Annotated in this window: 16 protein-coding genes; 5 read left to right on the top strand and 11 right to left on the bottom strand. The window is 36.6% G+C overall.

Translation table 11 applies throughout. From position 1 onward, the window contains the following. Positions 1 to 81: 81 nt before the first annotated feature. The 4 genes from CWB60_RS14400 (at position 82) to CWB60_RS14385 (ending at position 4,531) form a co-directional block, all read left to right on the top strand. A complete protein-coding gene (locus CWB60_RS14400; protein ID WP_138576434.1) occupies positions 82 to 651 on the top strand; it encodes an outer membrane beta-barrel protein in 570 nt (189 codons plus the stop codon). Between the two features lie 291 nt (positions 652 to 942). Further along, positions 943 to 1,647 carry a tRNA (N6-threonylcarbamoyladenosine(37)-N6)-methyltransferase TrmO gene (gene tsaA, locus CWB60_RS14395; protein ID WP_004586655.1) on the top strand — a complete coding sequence of 235 codons (705 nt, stop codon included), beginning with the start codon at positions 943 to 945 and terminating at the stop codon, positions 1,645 to 1,647. A gap of 90 nt (positions 1,648 to 1,737) precedes the next feature. After that, positions 1,738 to 3,462: a proline--tRNA ligase gene (locus CWB60_RS14390; protein ID WP_054982550.1), complete on the top strand. Its 1,725-nt coding sequence runs from the start codon at positions 1,738 to 1,740 to the stop codon at positions 3,460 to 3,462. A 229-nt stretch (positions 3,463 to 3,691) separates the two neighbouring features. Further along, the gene (locus CWB60_RS14385; protein ID WP_029773612.1) at positions 3,692 to 4,531 is read left to right on the top strand and encodes a UDP-2,3-diacylglucosamine diphosphatase; all 840 of its coding nucleotides are present in this window, start codon (positions 3,692 to 3,694) and stop codon (positions 4,529 to 4,531) included. A 17-nt stretch (positions 4,532 to 4,548) separates the two neighbouring features. Here the strand turns inward: CWB60_RS14385 and CWB60_RS14380 are convergent, their stop codons facing one another. The 9 genes from CWB60_RS14380 to CWB60_RS14340 all read right to left on the bottom strand — a co-directional run bounded on the left by CWB60_RS14380 (position 4,549) and on the right by CWB60_RS14340 (position 15,703). After that, on the bottom strand, positions 4,549 to 7,605 hold the full coding sequence (locus CWB60_RS14380) for an ATP-binding protein (RefSeq protein ID WP_138576436.1): 3,057 nt from the start codon (positions 7,603 to 7,605) through the stop codon (positions 4,549 to 4,551). A gap of 382 nt (positions 7,606 to 7,987) precedes the next feature. Next, positions 7,988 to 8,782: a hypothetical protein gene (locus tag CWB60_RS14375; RefSeq protein WP_138576438.1), complete on the bottom strand. Its 795-nt coding sequence runs from the start codon at positions 8,780 to 8,782 to the stop codon at positions 7,988 to 7,990. Positions 8,783 to 8,871: 89 nt separating this feature from the next. After that, positions 8,872 to 10,032, bottom strand: a complete 1,161-nt coding sequence (locus tag CWB60_RS14370) for a hypothetical protein (RefSeq protein WP_138576440.1) — start codon at positions 10,030 to 10,032, stop codon at positions 8,872 to 8,874. Positions 10,033 to 10,112: 80 nt separating this feature from the next. Continuing rightward, the gene (locus CWB60_RS14365; protein WP_138576442.1) at positions 10,113 to 10,550 is read right to left on the bottom strand and encodes a hypothetical protein; all 438 of its coding nucleotides are present in this window, start codon (positions 10,548 to 10,550) and stop codon (positions 10,113 to 10,115) included. Further along, complete coding sequence (locus CWB60_RS14360; RefSeq protein WP_138576444.1) at positions 10,547 to 10,834, bottom strand: hypothetical protein; 288 nt, start codon at positions 10,832 to 10,834, stop codon at positions 10,547 to 10,549. The genes CWB60_RS14365 and CWB60_RS14360 overlap by 4 nt, the downstream gene beginning before the upstream one ends. Before the next feature lie 152 nt (positions 10,835 to 10,986). Continuing rightward, the gene (locus CWB60_RS14355; RefSeq protein ID WP_138628012.1) at positions 10,987 to 13,038 is read right to left on the bottom strand and encodes a hypothetical protein; all 2,052 of its coding nucleotides are present in this window, start codon (positions 13,036 to 13,038) and stop codon (positions 10,987 to 10,989) included. 173 nt (positions 13,039 to 13,211) lie between these two features. After that, positions 13,212 to 13,652: a hypothetical protein gene (locus CWB60_RS14350; RefSeq protein WP_096041698.1), complete on the bottom strand. Its 441-nt coding sequence runs from the start codon at positions 13,650 to 13,652 to the stop codon at positions 13,212 to 13,214. A 79-nt stretch (positions 13,653 to 13,731) separates the two neighbouring features. After that, a complete protein-coding gene (locus tag CWB60_RS14345; protein ID WP_138576448.1) occupies positions 13,732 to 14,931 on the bottom strand; it encodes a hypothetical protein in 1,200 nt (399 codons plus the stop codon). Continuing rightward, positions 14,915 to 15,703 (bottom strand): hypothetical protein, encoded by a 789-nt coding sequence (locus CWB60_RS14340; protein WP_138576450.1) that lies wholly within the window; start codon positions 15,701 to 15,703, stop codon positions 14,915 to 14,917. Before CWB60_RS14340 ends, CWB60_RS14345 begins: the two co-directional genes overlap by 17 nt. A gap of 438 nt (positions 15,704 to 16,141) precedes the next feature. Here CWB60_RS14340 and CWB60_RS14335 point away from each other — a divergent pair. After that, positions 16,142 to 17,301, top strand: a protein-coding gene (locus CWB60_RS14335; protein ID WP_138576452.1) for an IS3 family transposase whose coding sequence is annotated in 2 segments (ribosomal slippage) — positions 16,142 to 16,391 and positions 16,391 to 17,301 — 1,161 coding nt in all. Because the reading frame shifts where the segments join, the coding sequence is not laid out codon by codon here. A gap of 47 nt (positions 17,302 to 17,348) precedes the next feature. Here the strand turns inward: CWB60_RS14335 and CWB60_RS14330 are convergent. Continuing rightward, the gene (locus CWB60_RS14330; protein ID WP_138576454.1) at positions 17,349 to 19,427 is read right to left on the bottom strand and encodes an IPT/TIG domain-containing protein; all 2,079 of its coding nucleotides are present in this window, start codon (positions 19,425 to 19,427) and stop codon (positions 17,349 to 17,351) included. A gap of 247 nt (positions 19,428 to 19,674) precedes the next feature. Next, positions 19,675 to 21,186, bottom strand: coding sequence for an OmpA family protein (locus CWB60_RS14325; RefSeq protein WP_138576456.1), 1,512 nt, complete (start codon positions 21,184 to 21,186; stop codon positions 19,675 to 19,677). Between the last annotated feature and the right edge of the window lie 110 nt (positions 21,187 to 21,296).

The raw sequence follows: 21,296 nt of genomic DNA, 5'->3' as shown, positions 1-21,296 counted from the left end.
TTGGCATGCTCACTGCAAATAACTAATTGTCGTTTGATAAGTTAAATCAAACATTTATTATTTTTTTAAAGGAGCTATACAATGATTAAAACACTTTCTCTTTCTGCAATTGCTTTAGCAACACTAGGTTTTAACTCTGCAGCACACGCTGACATTACGGATTTTGATTCTCCTCGCATTTATACAGGTGTTGGTTATGGCCAATACTCATTTGAATTTGAAGACAGCGAAAACGACACTGAATTTGATGACGATGCACAAATGCTAAAAGGTTACATTGGTACACAATTTAACGAACACTTTAGCGTTGAGTTAGCTTATCAAAACTTTGATGAAGTGAGCGACATCGACAGCAAAGCAGAAGTTGATGGTGTGTCATTAGCAGCTATTTTAGCGGCTCCGCTTTCTGAAAGCTTTTCAGTATATGCTAAAGGTGGTTGGTTTGAATGGGATGCAGATGTAAAGCAAGAGCTTCCTGTTGGTAGCATTTCAGCATCACAAGACGGCGGCGATGTATTTTACGGCGCGGGTATTCAATACGCATTTTCTAGCAATGTTCAAATGCGCTTAGAGTACGAACGCTACGAACTAGATGATGAAATTGACCCAGAAATGGATGTTGCATCAGTATCAATTCAATACATGTTTTAATTAGCATTAAAACACTTAAGGGTGAGCCATGTGCTCACCTTTTTGTTGCTTATACATAATACCCATCCGTAATAATAGCTAATCATTTTGCGGGGCTAAACGTGTCGCTCCAGCCTCAAAATAGATAAACTTAATTAAGCAAATTGGTATAAACACTAATTACTATATTTTAAACCGTTTAGTTTAATACCCAATTAAACCAGCTAGTCTAAAATATAACGTGCTAACTGTACTGCTATAAACACTAAATAGAGGTAGAATAGCGCCCTATTTTTTAGTTGACTGAGCATTATGAGCGATTATAGCATTTCGGCTGTTGGCCACATTCAATCCCCTTATAAACAAAAGTTTGCAATACCTAGGCAGCCACGTTTAGTGCCTCAAGCTAAAGCCAAACTTATTTTTACTGCTGAGTTTAATCGTGAAGAATTTGTGCGAGGCATTGAAGAATTTAGCCATATTTGGCTGTTATTTAGGTTTCATGAAACCGCCGATAAAGGCTATTCAGCTATGGTGCGCCCCCCACGTTTAGGCGGCAATGAGCGCAAAGGTGTTTTTGCAACGCGCGCCACATTTAGACCCAACGCCATTGGGATGAGCGCTGTAAAACTTGAAGGTGTTGAGTATAAAAACGGCCAACTTAGTTTACTGCTTGCTGGTATAGATTTACTCGATGGCACGCCTATTGTCGATATAAAGCCTTACTTACCGTATTCAGATGCAATGCACGACGCCAGTGCCGGTTTTGCCGATACCCGACCAGAAACACAAATGAGCGTCGCGTTTTCACCCGAGGCAATTGACTTTATTGCCAAGCAAACACACTACCCTGAGCTTGAAGATTTTATTACTAATGTACTAAAACAAGACCCACGCCCTGCCTATAAAAAACAAAAACAAGGCGAGCAAAGTTATGGTATGACACTGTATAATTATAATATACGCTGGCAGGTTAACGGCGAGCATAACTTAGTAACAAGTATAGAAAATAACTAAAAAGTGCAGTTAGCGCTTTAGTGTAAAAGCAAGCGCTGGTAAACTTAGCGCCCTATTAAAAAGAACATATTACTTAATTTCGGAAAAATCATGCGTACCAGTCAATATATACTCGCAACACTTAAAGAAACGCCATCAGATGCTGAAATTGTTTCGCATCAATTAATGCTTAGAGCCGGTATGATCCGTCGCGTCGCTTCGGGTTTATATACATGGTTACCCTCTGGTTTACGCGTGCTTCGTAAAGTAGAAAATATTGTTCGTGAAGAAATGGATAAAGCAGGCGCAATAGAAATGTTGATGCCGGTTATTCAACCTGCTGATTTATGGCAAGAGTCTGGCCGTTGGGAGCAATTTGGTCCTGAACTTGTGCGCTTTAATGACCGCCATAACCGTGAGTTTGCGCTAGGTCCTACGCATGAAGAAGTAATTACAGATTTTGTTCGTAAAGAGATTAGCAGCTATAAACAACTGCCTGTTACTTTGTACCAAGTACAAACTAAAGTGCGCGATGAAAGACGCCCACGCTTTGGTGTAATGCGTGCACGTGAATTTACGATGAAAGATGCGTATTCATTTCATTTAAGTGAAGCGTGTTTAGATGCCACATATAAAGTAATGCACAAAGCGTACTGTAATATTTTTGAACGCTTAAACTTAGAATACCGCCCTGTACTTGCTGATACAGGCTCTATTGGTGGTAGCTTATCACATGAGTTTCATGTACTTGCTGAATCAGGTGAAGACGCGATTGCCTTTAGTGATGCAAGCGATTATGCAGCAAACATCGAAAAAGCAGAAGCGTTAGCACCCACTCAAAGTCGTCCTGAGCCATCTAAAGAGCTTAAAGCGTTTCCTACACCAGATGCTAAAACAATTAGCGAGCTTAAAAAGCACTACGGCGTTAAACCACACCGCGGTGTTAAAACATTAATTGTGTACGGTACGCCTGATGAAAACGAACAACGTGGTTTAGTTGCGCTTGTACTACGTGGCGATCACGAGTTAAACGAATTAAAGGCTGAAAAGCACCCACTTGTAGACTCTCCACTTGAAATGGCCACTGAGGCTGACATTGTTGCAGCAATTGGTGCAAAGCCTGGTTCACTTGGCCCTGTGGGTTTAACAATGCCAATTATTGTAGACAGAACCGCTAATGTAATGGCAGATTTTGTTGCCGGTGCTAATAAAGATGACGAGCACTTTAGCGGAATTAACTGGGATCGTGATGTTAAAGAATATCAAGTTGCTGATATTCGTAACATTGTTGAAGGCGATCCGAGCCCGTGTGGACAAGGTACTTTACAAATTAAACGCGGTATTGAAGTTGGTCATATTTTCCAACTTGGTACAAAGTACTCAGAAGCCATGAAAGCAGGCGTACTGAGCGAGTCGGGTAAAAACCAAGTAATGACTATGGGTTGTTACGGTATTGGTGTTTCGCGCATTGTGGCAGCGGCTATTGAACAAAATAATGATGATTACGGTATTATTTGGCCACAATCTATTGCCCCATTTGATTTAGCTATTGTGCCAATGAACATGCATAAGTCGCATCGTATTCCTGATATTGCTAATAATCTATACCAAGGTTTAAAAGATGCAGGCTTAGATGTTTTATTTGATGATCGTAAAGAGCGCCCTGGCGTTATGTTTAACGACATGGAATTAATGGGTGTACCTTATACTTTAGTGATTGGTGAGCGTAATCTTGATGAAAATAAGGTTGAGCTTAAAAATCGCCGTACCGGTGAAAAGTTAATGGTTGATTTAGACACCGCAATAGAGACTATAAAAGCGGCTGTTAAAGGTTAATAACACCCACACTTAAAACAAACTTATAAGGCCGCATTTAAACATGCGGCCTTTTTTATGCGCGTTTAATGGTAATGTATATAAAAGCTAGTCACCTAATCTCCTTCCCGGCCAATAAACTTTAATTAGCGGGCTTGTTATAAATTGTCATGGAGGCTTCGCTAAAGTGTCTCATAAGTGTCATTAGATTTATCTACAGTGTTTAATTATTACACTATGGATGACGGGCATGACAAACAATCAACAGCGTAAAAAACAACATTATCCAGCCGTTTGGATATCGGATGTACATTTAGGGTATAAAGACTGTAGAGCTGACTACTTATTAGATTTTTTAAACTCAATTGAATGCGATACGCTTTATTTAGTGGGTGATATTGTTGATTTATGGTCGATGAAGCGCAGTTTTTATTGGCACCCATCTCACTACCAAGTGCTTAGTTGTATTCAACAAAAAGCCCTTGATGGCACCCGTGTAATATACATACCTGGTAACCACGACGAGACCTTTCGCCACTACATAAATCAAACTTTATTTGGTGTAGAAGTCCACCAGCAGTTTATCCATACCACAAAAGCCAATAAGCGCTTTTTACTAATCCACGGTGATGACTTTGACTCGGCAACCCGCTACAACAAGCTCATAAGTATTGCAGGCGATGCAGGTTACGACTTACTGCTGTTTTTAAATCGATGGACTAACCGAGTTCGTAAAGTGTTTGGCGGTAACTACTATTCGCTTGCTGCATGGATAAAAGCACGCGTACATAAAGCCCGTGAAGCTATTGCGGCTTTTGAAGATGCCGCTATACATGAGGCAAAAAAACAAAAGGTCGATGGCATTATTTGCGGACACATCCATCACCCTAAAATTAAAGTAGTAGATGGCATAGTGTATTGTAATGATGGTGATTGGATTGAAAGCTGTACCGCATTAGTTGAGCAACCAAACGGTAAAATAGAGCTGTTGCATTGGTCTGATACGCAAAAAGTACTTGATACAGCCGATGTAACCAGCTTAGTTAAACCTATTCAAACTGATACCAAACCGAGTAAGTCAGCAGCATAACTGCTGACTTAGCTCATTTAGTTTAACCAGGTTAGCAGCCTATTTTTAAGCGTTTTAGGCTTTATTGGCTTGGTAATGTAATCATTCATGCCGGCGGTAATGCAACGCTCTCTATCGCCTTCCATTGCACTTGCGGTCATGGCAATAATTGGAATGCTAATATACTCAACCCCAGCTTTAGCATTTCTTATCTCGCTGGTGGTATCGTAGCCATCTAGGTTAGGCATTTGGCAATCCATTAAAATTAAGTCAAACGGTTGCTCTTGATTAAATTTAAGGGTAGAGAGTGCTTCTATACCATCACTTGCACAGGTAATTTTTATCCCTGTGCGTTTTAAAATAGCTTTCGCTACCTCAATGTTAATCATGTTGTCGTCAACCAATAATACATGATACTTAGACAACTCAGGCTCTGGCTCTACGTCGTTTGCTTGTTTAGGCGCGGTTAAAACAAACTCATTATTAGCGCCAAAAATACTGCCTAGCTTATAGGTAAATTGATCTTGCGTAAGTGGTTTGTGCAAAATGTGGCTATGCTCAGGAAACACCTTTTTAGATTGCTTATTAACCACCATGTCTCGCAATATAAGCACATATTTTTTATCTGCCTTTTCGCAGTAGCTTATTAGCGCATTAACTTGCGGGTGTTCGTCATCAATAATCAGTAAATCGGCATCAAATTCGCTGTGTTCACTAAAGTAGTCGAGCCTTGTAATATGGCTTGGCTGAATTTTACAGGTTTGAGTTAATAATCCGCATACATTTTTAAATACGTTATCGCGGGCAATAAGCGCCGCCACACTGACCTCTTTTGAAAGCTCGATGCCGGTATTAAGTTTTTGCTGTTGCGCCACATGTAGCTCTACCGTTGCAACAAAGGTGCTGCCTACGCCCTTTTCACTGCTAACGGTGATATTACCGCCCATTAATTGCGCCAATTTTTTACATATAGACAACCCTAAACCGGTGCCACCAAAATGGCGGGTTGTGCTTGAATCTTCTTGGGTAAACACATCGAACAGTTTATCGATGTTTTCAGGGGCAATACCAATACCGGTGTCTTTAATTATAAAGCTCATTAAAATTTTACTGTCGGTAATGTATTTAGAGTTTAAGGTTAAACTTACTTCGCCTTTATGCGTAAACTTAAACGCATTATTTATTAAATTAATTAAAATTTGCTTAAGGCGATGGCTATCACCAATAACCATTCTATCAACCACGTTTTGGGTATTTAAAAAGACCTCTAACCCTTTACGTTGGCCCTGCAGCGCAATTGAATTAATCATATCGCTACAGACAGAGATAACATCAAACGAGTGATTATCAATATCTAGTTTACCCGCTTCAATTTTAGAAAAATCTAAAATATCGTTAATTAAACTCATTAACGAATGTGCACTGCTATTGGCTAATTTTAAATAGTGTTGCTGTTGCTCAGTGAGGCTGTCTTCTTTTAGCATTTCAAGCATGCCTAAAACACCGTTCATGGGTGTGCGTATTTCGTGGGAAATATTGGCTACAAAGTCACTTTTTGCTTGGCTTGCGGCAAGGGCTTGGTCAATCGCTCGCTCAAGTTCAACAGTACGCTGAGATACCTTTAACTCTAACGTGCTATTTAAACCCTGTAACTGTGATTGAGTTTGCTTTAACGAGCTGATATTACGCAAAATAGCAGCAACCTGATAACGGTTGCTAAATACATCAAATACGCTGGTCAGCGTGATTGAATAGTATTCTTTATTGCCATCATCACCAGTATAAACTGCTTCAAATGGCATTTTAGAGCCATGCTCTATGGTTTCACTAATGCAGTTTTTATCTTCATCTGCAAGGGTAAATAAGTTACTAAAGCGGGTGTTGTCATTACCTAGCCTACTTGCAAATACTTTTTTAGCCGTTTGATTACAGTGAATAATAGTTTCATCACTGTCTATGGTAAAAATAGCGTCGAGTGAATTTTCAATCACTTTATTATTTTGCTCTGTTAAAGAGTGTATAAGCAGCTTGCGATTAATATAACGCTGATATAAGAGCGTAATAATTATAAATATGGTAAAAAATGTGGCGGTGATGGCAATAAAACTTTCGCGCCTTTTTGCAACGCGTTCCAACAAGGTTTCAGAATCAATAGAAACGGCCATCTCTAACGGCAGCATGGCAATATCGCCTTCAAAACTTACCCGTTTATTTAAAAAGTACTGTTTTGGCGCATCACCTATTAACAAGGTTTCGTGAGAGTTCATGTTTTGGGTGGGGCTAAATTCATCGCTCCAGGTTTTGGCTTGGTTAAATTCAAAGCCAAACCGTAAATCTGGGTTTGGGTGGTATAAAAATTCGCTTTCATTATTGAGCAAATAAATATTAATCCCAGGTGGAAGTTCAAACGTTAAACTTTCAAATAACTTATCTGCGGAGTAGTTTGTCACTAAAATTGCAAACACTTGCTTTAAATGATCAAAAACAGGCTTAGCTACGCGGTATGTACTCACAAAGGGTTTTTGTATTTCACCGTTTTCGCGGTTGTAGTTAATAGGCGATATATACACGCTTTTTTCATCAAGCATGCTGGCTTTAAGTACGTAGTCTCGCCCGCCTTTTTTTTGCAGTTGTCCGCCCTCTAGCCTAATTATGTCACCTAAAAAGCGGTCTACACGTACTATCTCTTGGCCATTTTCAGCAAGCATAATGTAACGTGCTTGCAAAATAGAATCGTCGGTTTGCATAAACCCGCTAAAAATATCAGCAAGGCGGTCTTGCCATACAGCAATTGGGGTTTGTAATAGAGGGTCAATTAATTGGTTGTCGGTCGCTCTAGATATACCTTGAATAGGTGGAGTGGCGTTTAAAAAGCGAATCGCGGTAATACTGTCGTTTAAATGATTTTTTAAAGACGCGGCTTTTGTTTCAAGCTCACGATTGAGTTCACTACGAGCATCGTTATATATCTCTGCGCGTACCTTTTTTTCAAACACATACACCGAAGGCAATGCAATAACTAAAAAAACAATAATGGCAACCAGTAATAATTTATTACCTTTTGCTGCTGTTATAAATACATTCCTTTCTAACATTAACCTTCACCAACAGATTTTACTCGCTACAGTATAGAGTATTAAAAGCTAAAAAGGAGCCCAAAACTAACTACTTATCGTTATTAACTTTAATATTTTTAATAATTAAAGTACTAATGTATTAGACAAAACAAATAACCACCTCAAAGAGTTAACCCAAGATGAACAAGCGCTCAATCGAGGAGCTACTTAGGAGTCTTCTGGTTATGCAAACCTTCTTTTACAACAAATATGGCTATAACCACACAAAAGGTAAACCCTCCTCCAATACAGATATAGTTGATTATTGGGCTGGATTCAGTATCTAAAGTCATCGAAAAAAGGCCATAGCTCAATATAAATAAAGCTATTAAAGATGAAATAATTATTACAGTGAAGTTTTTCATTCTATTACCCCTGTTTCTTTAGCGATATTCTTTAAATTATTCAAAAATTGAATCGATTCATGTGTTATTTCTTTAATTATAAACTTAGACTCTATTTCAAGATCGTCTTGATCTATGCCATCGTTACTAACTGTCTTTAAAAAAACAGCTTTTCCTTCATCATGCAATGTGATTTCCGTCGGTAATTGATCTGTGTCGTATTTAAATTTGCGCATAAAGTCTATTAAAGGCACGTCTAAAAAACCAACCAACGCTTTTCCAAAATAAGTATCTTCTTTTGCTCGTTTTAACAGCCAAGTATATTCAGTAGATGATATAAATTGATTTGGGAATGCACTTATTTTAACTGTTTTTACTTTATCACCATCTAAATATCCTACAAATAAGTTATCTCCTTCCTTTTCATAAGCAATGTAATTATTAGGGTCATTTTTAGGATCTAAGCTCATTTCATAAATTTGCTCTTTGGTAAATCCTGGAGAGTATTGCAGCATTCCTTTTAAAGCATCCTCTGCGCGCTTATACGTAACTGAGTAATCAGTTCTGTAAGCAATGCTTTTTTGATGATCTAGAATATATTGGCCATCATCTTTAATAGTCATTTCTGTAAAGGTTTTATTTGGCAAAATATAATCTGTACGAAGGTATTTATCGGTGACCTTTATTTTAATATGTGCGAAATGATTTAACTCTTTAGTGACTTGATAATTAAGTGTTAGGCTATTTTGCGCATGTGCATAACCACAAAAAACCACAGTGATAAAAACTATTAACTTAACAATATTTTTCAAAATTTCATCCTTAAAACTTAGGAGCTAAAAAGCGATATAACACGCTATATTAAGCTGTTATTAGCGCCTATATTAAAGTATCTATTACATTAAATATACATAACTTTTTCTAGGTTCATAACAAGTATAATGAGTATGAATAATAAAACGAATAATCCTACATGAAGCTCAAATGGGTAAACCATTTGACTTGTTCTGTCTAACGATACTGGGTATTTGTGTTTTAATAATGAAAACACAAGTGCTTCACTATCAACACTCCAGTGCGTCAGCGAAATGCTCTGCCCCTTTGTTGTATTAAATACCAATGAAATTAAATATGACCTTTTAGTTTTCCTGGCAGAGCCTTCAACTGAGTCATAATTGTAATTCCACTTAGCCTCAATGCTAATAATATCCTGCTTAGTTAGTGTACGTGGTGTTTTATCAGTAAATAATAGGGCGGGTAAATAAAGCTCGTTATCATTTACTATAATGGAGCTTAGAGGCGCTGTTTTTATAAAATAGTATTTATTACAAACAATAACCCTAGCAAAGTAATAACTTACATAAGTTATTACTAAAAATGCAAAAGATGATTTCCAATTTTGTGATGAATAAGCAATAAATAGCGTAAGCAAAGCAAAACACACGACGATAAAATGAACTAAGTTTTTCTTACTATCAGGGAGCGGTAGCGCGCACCTAAGTATGGGAATATTATTTTTAGCCTCCGCGTTACCCAAAATAGTATGTTGCGGAAATATTTTTGTAAATTTGTTTAGTGTTGCTGAGTTTGTTTTTTCAGCCTCGGCCTCTTCACGTTTAGCTGCATAAACGCGCTCAACGGTTGAGAGTTTACTCACTACTAGCTGTGCTTGTTTGTCTTGCTTGAAACACCTAAACGTATAAGTGCTCAATTTGCCTTGTGCTGATGTGCAATTAATATCTATGATATTTACAGCTTTATCTGCTCTAAACGATATTGTGTTTATACTGTTTGTATCAATGCTGTGGTTACTATACGCGAAGATTTTTTTCTTAAAAAAATAAGCCCCCAACTTTATATCTATTTGATTATTGTGTTCATCAAATTTTAATCGGTGTTGAAACATCAAAAGCACAATAATTAATAAAACGTCAAGCCCATCGCTTGTATCAAAAATAAAGCCTTGGCTTAAAACACCTAGCACAAGCCCTGCTACAGTTAGCCAAATGAATAGCCATTTAATCGTTTCTAATAGTGATTTTAATGTAATTGAATTAGCCAAAATTCCCTCTTTGAATAAAAAAGTATGCTTAGTTACATACTCTCATAATATATAAATACTTAAGATGTTCGAAAAGCCAATTAGCTAGACGCAATAATGATTATCCAACCGTCTTTTTTGGTAAGTTCTAATACACAGCCGTCAGACACGAATTTTTTTTCACCATACTGGGCTCTTATGTCAACCTGTGCATAATTAGATTTCGATTCAGTTGATAATTTTTGAGATAAGACCTTGAATTCAGGGCTTGTTACATACTTTTGAAACTTTTCTGCCTTTTTATTCAAGTATGCGATAGCGCGCTTTTTTTCGTCTTCAGTATCTTTAAAATGCTTTGGTACAAAAGACATCAAAGTATCAATGTCTTTATCAGCTTTTGCTTTTCTAAACTCTTCGCATTTTTTTATAAATAATGGATCTTGATTATCCTTTGCTGGCAAATTTACGTTAGATTCATCAGCAAAAGCTGCTGTGCTTAAAAATATGATGCTAGAAAGCGCTATTAATTGTGATTTCATTTCAAATCCTTTGTTAACGGAACAAATATGGAGGACGTTGTGTAAATATTAAGCTTTTCCTCATCTACACTGATTGCTGTGGCATCCATAGTAAAATTAAATCCACCATCAGCCTCTGTCCAAGTAAAACTACTAACGTCAGGTGCTTGAGCAAATAATTTTCGCTTATTATTAAAACAAGAAACTCCCTGTAACATTTTTTGTTGATCTTCTACATGCCAAAAGTCGTTACCTGGTTTAGAGAGGTATATATAACAACCACGCTCTAGACCTTCAACACTCACTTTATAATTCAACAGTCCAATATCGGGCTTTAGTTAGACAGAACCTTCAATAACATCATTAACTGAATATGAGTCTACACACCCTTGCAAAACTAATGAACAGAGCAATACACACATGGTTTTTTTTTAACATAACGTTCCCTTATTCACTCTTAATTATTATTTTTACGTTCACTTTTTAGTTTTTTATAAAGATCATCGGCTACTGCTGTGGCTTTACCAATAATGCTATAAGAGTCATCTTTTAAAAATGCGTCAATCGACTCTTGCCTTAAATTTTCTTCATACCAGTATTTAAACTCTTTGTATGATACTAAATCACTTATTTTATTTTTTAACTGTTGCACATTCTCAACTTTGTTTTGATATGCAAAAGCACGTAAAACAAAAGATTTAAGCGTACTATCAACACTTAGCTCTATTTGGCTATCATCGGCTATGTAGCTTTGGAATAATCGAATGCCGTCTTTGTAATAAAGAGAAATATAATCAGTGGTTGAGCTTATTTGTACCTGTTTGTTATTAAAAGCATTAATGCCATAAAACTCGCCGTCTAAATTATCTACATAAAAAGGCCCCTTAATATGTAAGTAATCAGGCATGACAACCTTTAGGGATATAACGTGTTCTTTTTTGATACTTGAATAGTTACTTTCACCATATACATTTTGTAAGCTAAACCAGCCTGTACCAACATCACTAGGCACAATAAAACTAGCATTAGTATCATCTATATAATCCAACTGAATTGTTGGGCCATCTGCAAAAACTAATGCAGTACCACTTTCTAAATTTGCACCAGTTATTAATACTTTATCGCCTTCGACTACATTTTTAGTCGGAATGCCTGTAATAACTGGTGTTTTTGGATGCAGTAATGTGGCATCAATACTGTTGGTTTTATAGCCATCTATAGCTAGAAAAAATGTAATGGGTTCTCCGCCCAACGCTACCTTTGGATAATTAGGTATAACAAATTCAATTTTATTCTCTGATGTAATCGTCACTGGTAAATTAACGACCGGCTGTTTATCATCCCCTTTTAATATTACCAAATGTGCCGCATCACCTTTTAGGTTTTCTGCATTTAAATTAGCAGGGAAAAACGGCCTAACTTTGTTAATAAATACTGCTTCGTCACTATGAGAATATGTTGCAGAGCTAATGACTGGGGTATTTGATGGGTATAAGTTATTTATACCAATTAGTTTTTCTAGTGGCTGAGTGTCATTTTCATCAAACAAAAAGTCGCCATCGTCGTCAGTATCTAAAAAATTAGGGATGCCATCACCATCAAGATCATAACGGATAAATTCAACTAAGTTTAATTCATCTGAATCTAAAACTGCATTATTGTCACTGTCTAAGTCTATAAAGGCTGGTTTTTTATCACCATCTAAATCGTAGGTTTGTTCTATAGCATCAGTAATGCCATCATCATCACTGTCTAAATCAAGCCAGTTTGGAGTAGCATCATTGTCGACATCATGACTAAAGATAAAGTTAGCTGTATAAATATGGTACTCATTTCCATCGGGTATTTTATCAGCATCTGTATGTTGCCCAAGGTGGTTCATTCCCAAAGCAAGCTCTTTGTTTGTGGGAACTGCGTCTTTATCTATATCAATAAATGCATGTACCGTATATGTAAAGCTATCTGCACCTAAGTTGTTTCTATCAGTAATACTTAAATTATATTCACCTGCTTGCTTAGGTGAAAAAGTAATAACCTGACCGACTTTACCAACGTGTTCAATGTTTGTTGGTATAGAAGAAATAACATCGCCATTATTATTAATAATCGTTAAAGACGGTGTAAAACGTGAATCATCTTTAAAAAGTATAAACGTCACTGATAAGTCTTCAAATAGCATTGAGTTGGGGATATTAAATTTAAAATCATCTATATCTACATTTTTAGCAATAACCCCCGCCGCTTTAAAAGGTATATTCCCAACAGGGTTTGCTTGGCCAACGTTATTATTAAACTCTTGTTCTTGAACAACCAAGATTGTGGTTTTAGCAGCATCAAACGGATAGTCATCTTGCTCATCTGGCACACCATCACCGTCTTCATCTTTGTTTTGCCAAGTTCCTATATTGGTTGGCTGAATGGTTTTTGCGCTTAATGGTGTTATAAACATTAGCGAGCTAGAAACGCTGCTAAAGCTCAATAATGAAAGGTAAAATAGAGGTATTTTCAAGAGTCCATCCTGTTTAGTAATCCATAATTTAGCTTTAAAGTTATACTATTTAATGCTACTAAAATTTAGTTAGTATTTAAGCGCGGGCCTTCACTAAATTTTCAAAAATAAACTAACGATACATATCACTGGTTTATTATGACAAAGTCAACTTTTAATTAATGCCTAGTTAGCTATATATCTAACACCCATTTTGTCGTGCCAGGCAACAGCTCAAACACACAGCTATCTAATACCCCTATATTCTGTCCACCTTTACCATCGTTATCCCAATCTATAAAAACTTGAGCTACGTCTTTTGGTACTTCAGTCGATAAATATTCATCACGTTTAATATAAGCCCCAGCTTGGCTTAATCGAGCACGATGTCTAGAAGCCACTTTTTCCATTTTCTTAGCCATTTTAGGTTTAAGCGTACCTTTATATTTTTCCTCTACAAAGCTCCACATAACCTCTTTATTATCGTCGCGCATTGCATTTCGCCATAGCTGGCATTTTTCTATAAAAATATCAGCTTGGTTATTTTTAGCATTAAACTTAACATTGGGCTCAGCTGCTAACGCATGTGCGCAGCTGAATAAAAAGGGTAAAGATATGATCACTTTTTTAAACATTATTTAATCCATTATGTTTATATTAGGTTGATTAAATTTTGCTCACGCAATTAAATTATATCTATTATCGTAAGCTTTTTTATTCATAAGACATCGCTTTTACTTTGTTTCTAAGCTTGAGCATTTTCATGGATAGCTTGTAGTTTTTTGGAGAAAAAAACACTCTAAAATCCTCTTCTACACCTTTTGTAAAATACGCTATATACTCACCATACTCTTTAAGTGCACGTAAGTTTCTTAATGCTTCCAATCGTTTAGATTGACTTGCAGAAACAAAAAAAGGTTTCAAAACATACTCCTCAGCTGTGCTTTGCAAACTTAACGACAGCGCGCTTTCATTGCCCACAACACCAGCTGATAAAATAGCAATGCCGTCATACCAAATTGAGACTGTAGAGTCTTCTTTATTAAAGCTAAACGCTTGCCCATCAACCAATGATAATTGTGAGTACTTAGCCCCTTGTGGTATTACAGTTACTTCCCCTTGCAAATCGTGGTATGCGGCTGGGAGGTTCAAGTCGAGTGTTACTTCCCTTTGATTATCAATATTGATGTACATGGAATTACTTTTGCCATAAACGTTTTGTAAATAAAATAAACCACTTGCTGCTTCATCAGGGAGCACAAATACTGCAAGGCTGTTTGATACCCAGTCGGCTTCATACTTACCTTCTCCCATTACAACTTTAGCCAAATCGTTAATGCTTTCACCTTCAATTTGGATTTGTTCGCCAGGTACTGCTTGAGATGTCGATATCGACTTTATTAGAGGCGTTTTGGGATGTAAAAGCTGGAATGTTAAGTCATTGCTACGGATATTATCTTTGGTAATAAATAATGTAAGCTCTTCACCTTCCAATGCAATTTTTTCATAATTAGGTATTACGATGCTTATTGAAGTGTTTGTAGCTTGCGTAATGGGCATATTAACAACGGGAAGGCGCTCATCCCCTTTTGTTATTACAACAAAACCACCTTTTTCAGGGAAATTTTCGCCTTTAATAATTAGAGGTCTAAAAACTCTTCCTTTATTGGGAAGCGATATTGAATCTGAAAGTTCATAGTAGACAGACGCTAACGTTATTGCTGAATCACTTTCTACGCTAGTGTATGCAAGTACTGTTTTTGGTTCTGTGTCATTCACATCAAGAACTGCATCACCATCATCGTCTATATCAATGTAATCTGGGATTCCATTTCTATTTGTATCAATTAAAGTGCCATTACTCTGAGCTTGTTCGTCCCTATCACTAATAATGTTATTATCGCTGTCTAACAACGAATGCAGGTAACTGATCAGTATCAAGATCAGCAGTGCCCTCTAAAGTATCAGGTATGCCATCGCCATCGGAGTCGTCATCTAGCCAATTAGGTACTGAGTCTCCATCTACGTCATGCGCAAATACATTTTTACTACTAAATACCCAATATTCATTACCATCTGCAATGCCATCTCGATCTGAATCCTGAATTTTATTATTTAGTTTAAGTGCTTGCTCTTTGTTATCGGGTATTGCATCTTTATCTGTATCAATAAAACCGAATGCTTGATATTTAAAATCATCAGCATGATTACCATTTCGATCAAGTACTGACAGGTTATATTCCCCACTTTGTTTAGGATTGAAAGCAATAGCTGCGCCAAGTGGCGCAACTCTATCAATAGCTAATTCGATATGTTCAACTACTTGACCATTATTTTTGAAAATACCAAGCTGAGGATGAAACCGCGAAGACTCCTCTAATACAATAAAACTCATTGACTTACCGCTTTGCACATCAGCCTCAGTAACAGTAAATTTAAAGTCATCTATATCAGATGAAAGTGAAATAACACCCTCAACAGCAAAAGGTATATTCCCAACTGGGTTTGCTTCGGCAACGTTATTATTAAACTCTTCTTCTTGGACGATAGTAATTGTGGTTTTATCAGCATCAAACGGATAATCATCTTGTTCATCTGGCACACCGTCAGCGTCTTCATCTTTATTTTGCCAAGTTCCTATATTGGTTGGCTTAATGGTTTTTGCGTTTAATGGTGTTATAAACATTAGCGAGCTAATAGCACAGCTAACACTTAACAATGAAAGGTAAAATAGGGGTATTTTCAAGAGTCCATCCTTGTTGGTTTATCCATAAAGCATTTACAGTTATAAACTGTACCTAATTTATATAAAGTATGCAATTTAATCAAAAATGATAATTAGAGCAATCAACTGTATATACTTTAAGTGAATTAAAGCCTACAGCTTATACACCCTAAAGATTTAATATGCCTTTTTAGTAAGCCCTTCATAAAACATAGCGAGCAAACCGTACATACTTAAAAGTCCGCCAATACACATTAACCCAAAGGTAGTGGTTTGCGAGAACTCTGGCTGAATTGCAAAGCGGTAGAATCCTATACTTAATAACGTAATTCCCTGATCTGGTTTAATGGCATAGGACACTTTGATAAAGGATAATATCCTAATTACTTGAGGTGTTCCATGAATCAAAAACGACAATACAAAACTTACACTAAAGCTTTCAAAGAAGAAGCTGTCGCTTTAGTTATCGATCAAGGTTATACCGTACCAGAGGCAGCAGAGTCTTTAGGGAGCAGAGCTAATTTACTTTATGGTTGGAAACAGCAATTTGAAGATAAGCAATCAGGTGCGGTTTTAGCTGATGATGAGCGTAGTGAGTTAATGAAACTTCGTAAAGAAAACAAACAACTGCGTATGGAAAAGGAAATATTAAAAAAGGCCAGTGCCTTCTTCACAAGAGAAATGAAGTAAAGTTTATCTTTATTAAGCAGAACGAAGGCATTTTTCCTGTTAAAAAGCGGTGCGAAGTAATGAAAGTCAGTCGAAGTGGTTATTATGCTTGGCGAAATCGTCCTACGAAAGTTATCAGTGAATCAGAGCTAATGTTATATCGACGCACGAAAGCTTTATTTAAAGAAAGTCGTCAAAGTTTAGGCTCTCGGCAGCTGATGAAAAAACTGCGTAAAGAAGGCTTTGAAGTTGGTCGTGATAAAGTAACTCGATTGATGGATAAGCTCAATTTGAAGGTCAAACAACGTATTGCTTATAAAGTAACAACGATCCGTAAACAAAGCCATAGTGTTGCCGATAATATTGTTGACCAGCAGTTTAATCCCAACCAAGCTAATCAAATTTGGGCTGGTGACGTAACTTACCTTCGCACGGGTCGAGGCTGGATGTACTTAGCGGTTGTGATGGATTTATATTCCCGTCGCATAATTGGTTGGTCAATTCATAAGCGTATGACCGTTGATTTAGTTGAGCGCGTTATGCAAATGGCACTGAACCTAAGGCAGCCAACTAACGCACTAATATTTCACAGTGATAGAGGCTCACAGTATACGAGTCATCGCTTTCAACAGCAGCTAAGAAATAACAATATTATTGCTTCGATGAATGGCCGCGGTGCGTGTTGGGATAATGCGGTTGTTGAACGGTTTTTCGGTAGTTTGAAAAATGAATGGCTGTTAAATATTTATCATTTAACACGCAGTGGTATGAAAGAAGATGTTGAAGCTTATATCAGATATTACAATCAGATCAGGCTGCTTACATCAAATGGTGACTGCTCTCCAATTGAGTTCGAGCAGTCCACAATAAATGTGTCTTATGCGGCTTGACCAGAACACTTGTTCATAGTCTGCCTATCCTAAACCCTATATGGGTATTAATGATAGGCAGTTACACAGATTTTGTTACAGGGTCTATTTTTCCCATTAACTATTTGTTTAGGTTTTATAATTTGCTCTTTAAAGTAACTTGCATACCTTTCTAGCAATTCCTGACTTGCACTCCTTGAGTTTAGATATGAAAAAAAGCCACTATCTTGTTCTAGTGCAGTAGTAACCTCTTGTAAAAAAGCTGGAAAACGTTCGCTTTTTTCAATTATAGAAGCGACCTCTTCAAGTGAAATTTGTTCAGCTTCATAAAAAAAAGTTAAATGAGATGCCATTGCAGACACCGCGGTTGATGCGTAGCTGAATTCTATTTCAGTAGTATTTTTAGGAAGAACAGCGCTTAAGTAAGATTCAAGCTCCCCTTTATCATTAAGTGTGAAAGAGTATATAACTTCAGCACTAGAGCTTACTTTTGTGAATGCAACTTTATTAGCGTTAGCCGGTTCAGCAAAACTCGGAAAAATACCTCCGACAGCAGCGATTGGTTTAGCTGCTGACTCTGCAACCGCAAAAGTTAGATTAGTTTGCAAGGTGTAGTTAATCGAGTTACTTTTTCCTGCTTCATTGACAACCCAATACCTTCCAGAACTAACTTGATTAGGGATTTCAACTACTATTTCAGAATCATTGCTTATAGTTGGTTTGACAGCCGTTCCTGAAAAGAAAACTGTTGTATCTGAATCAAAGTTTTCACCATTTATTGTAATTGTTTGTCCTGGAGAAAAACTTTGTAGGTCACTAGTTATTATAGGGTTTGAAGAGTCAAATATTTCAATAGGTAACTCCTCAGATATAATCTCATCATAAGCAACTTGAAGATATCCAGTCCCCTTTAGGCTTGGTAAATCAAGACTCAAATAGGTAGAGTTACCGTCTTTTCGGTTAATTCGTGGGATCGAATTAAAGGCTAACCCATTAACATAATAAACTATAACTAAATTATCAGCAGAATCAGGAAGACCTACGACTTCTAATTCAGAGGTATCCCCAACTCTCACAAATGATCTAATTTGATTACTGTCAGTACTAATTAAATTATAGATCCATGAAGGAGAAAAACTACCAGACTCTGATGATACGAATCGTTCAGCCTTTTCTAATCGATTAAGATCATTAATATCAAAAATACCATCGTTATCATCATCTAAATCCAAGTGATCAATTTTGCCATCATCATCAAAATCATTTGGGTTATTGAAATCACCACTTTCTAATTTATCATCTATGGTATTGCCATCAGCATCTCGGTCTATATAATTTGGGAAGCCATCTTTATCTAAATCTTCAATGCCTTCTATTTTATCAGTGAAAGAGTCATCGTCAGAGTCGACATCTTGCCAATTCGGTATTCCATCACCATCAAAGTCTATGTCAGTACTACTATTTAATAAAACGTGCTCTAAACCATCTAAAATACCATCTTGATCTTGGTCATTCTTAATAAGGTTACTGCCAAATGCACGTTCCTTCTCATCATCAAAAGCATCTACATCTTCGTCATAAAATAAAACCATACTGTAGGTTAAATCAGGGCCACCACCGTAATTATTATCCATTACACTTAGTTGATAACGACCTGCCTCAAACATATGAAAGTTAACAATATGCTTTCCAAATTTCTTATATTCGCTAATAACATACTTACTAATTACTCTGCCTTCTGAGTTTGATACATAAACTTGCGGGTCAAATCGTTTAGCTGCACTTTCAAATACAGCAGTGACCATAGTTCCATCATCAACGTTAAAACCATATAAATCACCTTTGTCTGTTCTTGATGAAATAACGCCCTTAACTTTAAAACCTTTACCAAGCTCTACTGGAGTTGCAACAGATGGGTTATCGTTAGGTTCTTTTTCAAAATAAACAGGGTATTGAGTTTTACTCGCATCAAACGGATAGTCATCTTGCTCATCAGGCACACCATCACCGTCTTCATCTTTATTTTGCCATGTACCTATATGGGTGGTTGGCTGAATATTTTTTGCATGTGAATTTGGTGTATAGGTTAGCGTGCAAAAAGCACAGCTAACACTTAAAATCGAAAGATATATTAGTGGTGTTTTCAAGAGTCCATCCTTGTTTAATTATCCAATTTTTATAATTTAGTGCTGATAACGCTAAAAGCTAAAAAAGATGTGTATTAAGTACTTATATAATAAATACTTACTTTACACATCCTTAAGATTAGCATAGTGCGCGTGGCTGTTTTCCAACTAGCGAAAATGTTATCTATCTTTATTTATAGCATTGAAAAATTACCAACTTAGCTTTTTAGCAATAACTAAGTTGGTTATATTATATTTTTAAAATACATTAATTTGCATCAGAAAGCCTTTCAACTAACTCAACACGACGGTTAAGCTCGCGCCCTAGCTCATTTTTATTAGTCGCTGCCGGAGAATAAGGCCCAACACCTTGAGGGATTAACCTTGTTTTGGCAATGCCATAATCAGCGATTAACGTTTTAACTACCGCATTAGCTCTGCGTTTAGATAGATCGAGATTATATTCTGCAGATCCTTTGTCGTCTGTATGCCCAACAACATATAAACTCAATTTTTTATTTTTTTCAAGAACCTGGGCAATCACATCTAAAGATTGCTTAGATTCAGGTTTTATAACTGCTTTATCATAGTCAAACAGTACACCATAAATAGACGCTTTGCCCTTTTGCTTTAGTTGTTCTAGTACTTTATCGCTATTTGTTTCTATTAACCCCGTTATTAGTGGCTCGGTTCTCATAACAAAAAGCTGAATACGAGAGTCACCTTCAAAGTTGCCTATGAAAAACGCTACGTAAGTAGTCTGCCCCTCAAATGTGCTTTTCATAACTTGGTAACGAGGTTGACGCCAATAATTGTTAACACCTTTTAATGCAAGGATATCGCCCAATTTGATTAAGTCCTCACGAATTAATCTACTTCGTGTATTATTACTACAGGCACTTTTCTGGCAAGTGAAAACAGTTTCAAATCCTTCCTTTATTAGCGCGCTTAAATAATTGTGATAAATTTTAATAGTTGACACATTTTTCACAACATAAGTAATTTGTGTTAAATCGCCTACTACATCAAGCATTGGAAGCTTTCTGGTCTTTTTATCAGCAATACCAATAGGAATGCTAAATTCTTCATAATCTACTTGTTTGTAATCTTTAATGTAACTGCTGGGGTAACGACTGATTAATGGGTGATCAGACGACCTACCTTTATCTTTGCGAGGGGGTTTTGTTGTTTTTGTGTCATTTTGTTTTTTGAATGCATTAAAATCAGCTGAGATAAGGCCTGTTTCAATGTCTTTTATATCCACAGAGGTTAATAGCACTCTTGTTTTATTTTCATGTTGTCCTACGAATAATGAAATTGCGGCTTTAAGTTCGTCACCTCCTTTTGTAGCAAAAATATAATGAGGTTTGTGGAAATGGTTACCTGGGTTGAAATAGCCAGCTCGGTTACCTAATCGCTGTCTATCTCTTCGACTGTCGCCTGAATTACACTCGTTTAAAGAGCATCTGTAAATTACCTCAAAGCCCGCATCTTTTAAGGCGTTTTCATAGTTTTTTGTAACCTTTAACGAAGCTACATTTTTTATCTCATATGCGTAATGAGCTGTATCACCAATCAATTTTGTAAACTCAAACTGCTTAGATTTTTCTGCATTAGGATCAAACTTTGTCATTAACTGAGTTTCTTCACCCGCTAGAGTAACTGAATTATCTAGCTTTGCTTTTGGATACGGTGACAATAATGGCTTTGCTTGTACACTTGATACACCAATTAGATAAATTATAAATATTTGGAGTATTTTTATAACTTTATTGTTCATTAAAATTCCTTTTTTATAGGTTCGGCTCTAAGAATTAGTTTATTTAGAAAACGTTAAATATTCTAATACTTTAACTCGTAAATTTAAACTTAACATATTAGTATGCATGG

This window comes from Pseudoalteromonas sp. S327 (genome assembly GCF_005886415.1).
GTDB lineage: Bacteria > Pseudomonadota > Gammaproteobacteria > Enterobacterales > Alteromonadaceae > Pseudoalteromonas > Pseudoalteromonas atlantica.
This window is presented reverse-complemented; position numbering and strand designations above follow the sequence as displayed.

What these genes read in the sequence shown, in the direction of transcription:
- tsaA (WP_004586655.1), top strand. Translation starts at nt 943, where the DNA reads ATGAGCGATTATAGCATTTCGGCTGTTGGCCACATTCAATCCCCTTAT.
- CWB60_RS14390 (WP_054982550.1), top strand. Translation starts at nt 1,738, where the DNA reads ATGCGTACCAGTCAATATATACTCGCAACACTTAAAGAAACGCCATCA.
- CWB60_RS14380 (WP_138576436.1), bottom strand. Translation starts at nt 7,605, where the DNA reads ATGTTAGAAAGGAATGTATTTATAACAGCAGCAAAAGGTAATAAATTA.
- CWB60_RS14340 (WP_138576450.1), bottom strand. Translation starts at nt 15,703, where the DNA reads ATGTTTATAACACCATTAAACGCAAAAACCATTAAGCCAACCAATATA.
- CWB60_RS14365 (WP_138576442.1), bottom strand. Translation starts at nt 10,550, where the DNA reads ATGAAATCACAATTAATAGCGCTTTCTAGCATCATATTTTTAAGCACA.
- CWB60_RS14385 (WP_029773612.1), top strand. Translation starts at nt 3,692, where the DNA reads ATGACAAACAATCAACAGCGTAAAAAACAACATTATCCAGCCGTTTGG.
- CWB60_RS14350 (WP_096041698.1), bottom strand. Translation starts at nt 13,652, where the DNA reads ATGTTTAAAAAAGTGATCATATCTTTACCCTTTTTATTCAGCTGCGCA.
- CWB60_RS14400 (WP_138576434.1), top strand. Translation starts at nt 82, where the DNA reads ATGATTAAAACACTTTCTCTTTCTGCAATTGCTTTAGCAACACTAGGT.
- CWB60_RS14325 (WP_138576456.1), bottom strand. Translation starts at nt 21,186, where the DNA reads ATGAACAATAAAGTTATAAAAATACTCCAAATATTTATAATTTATCTA.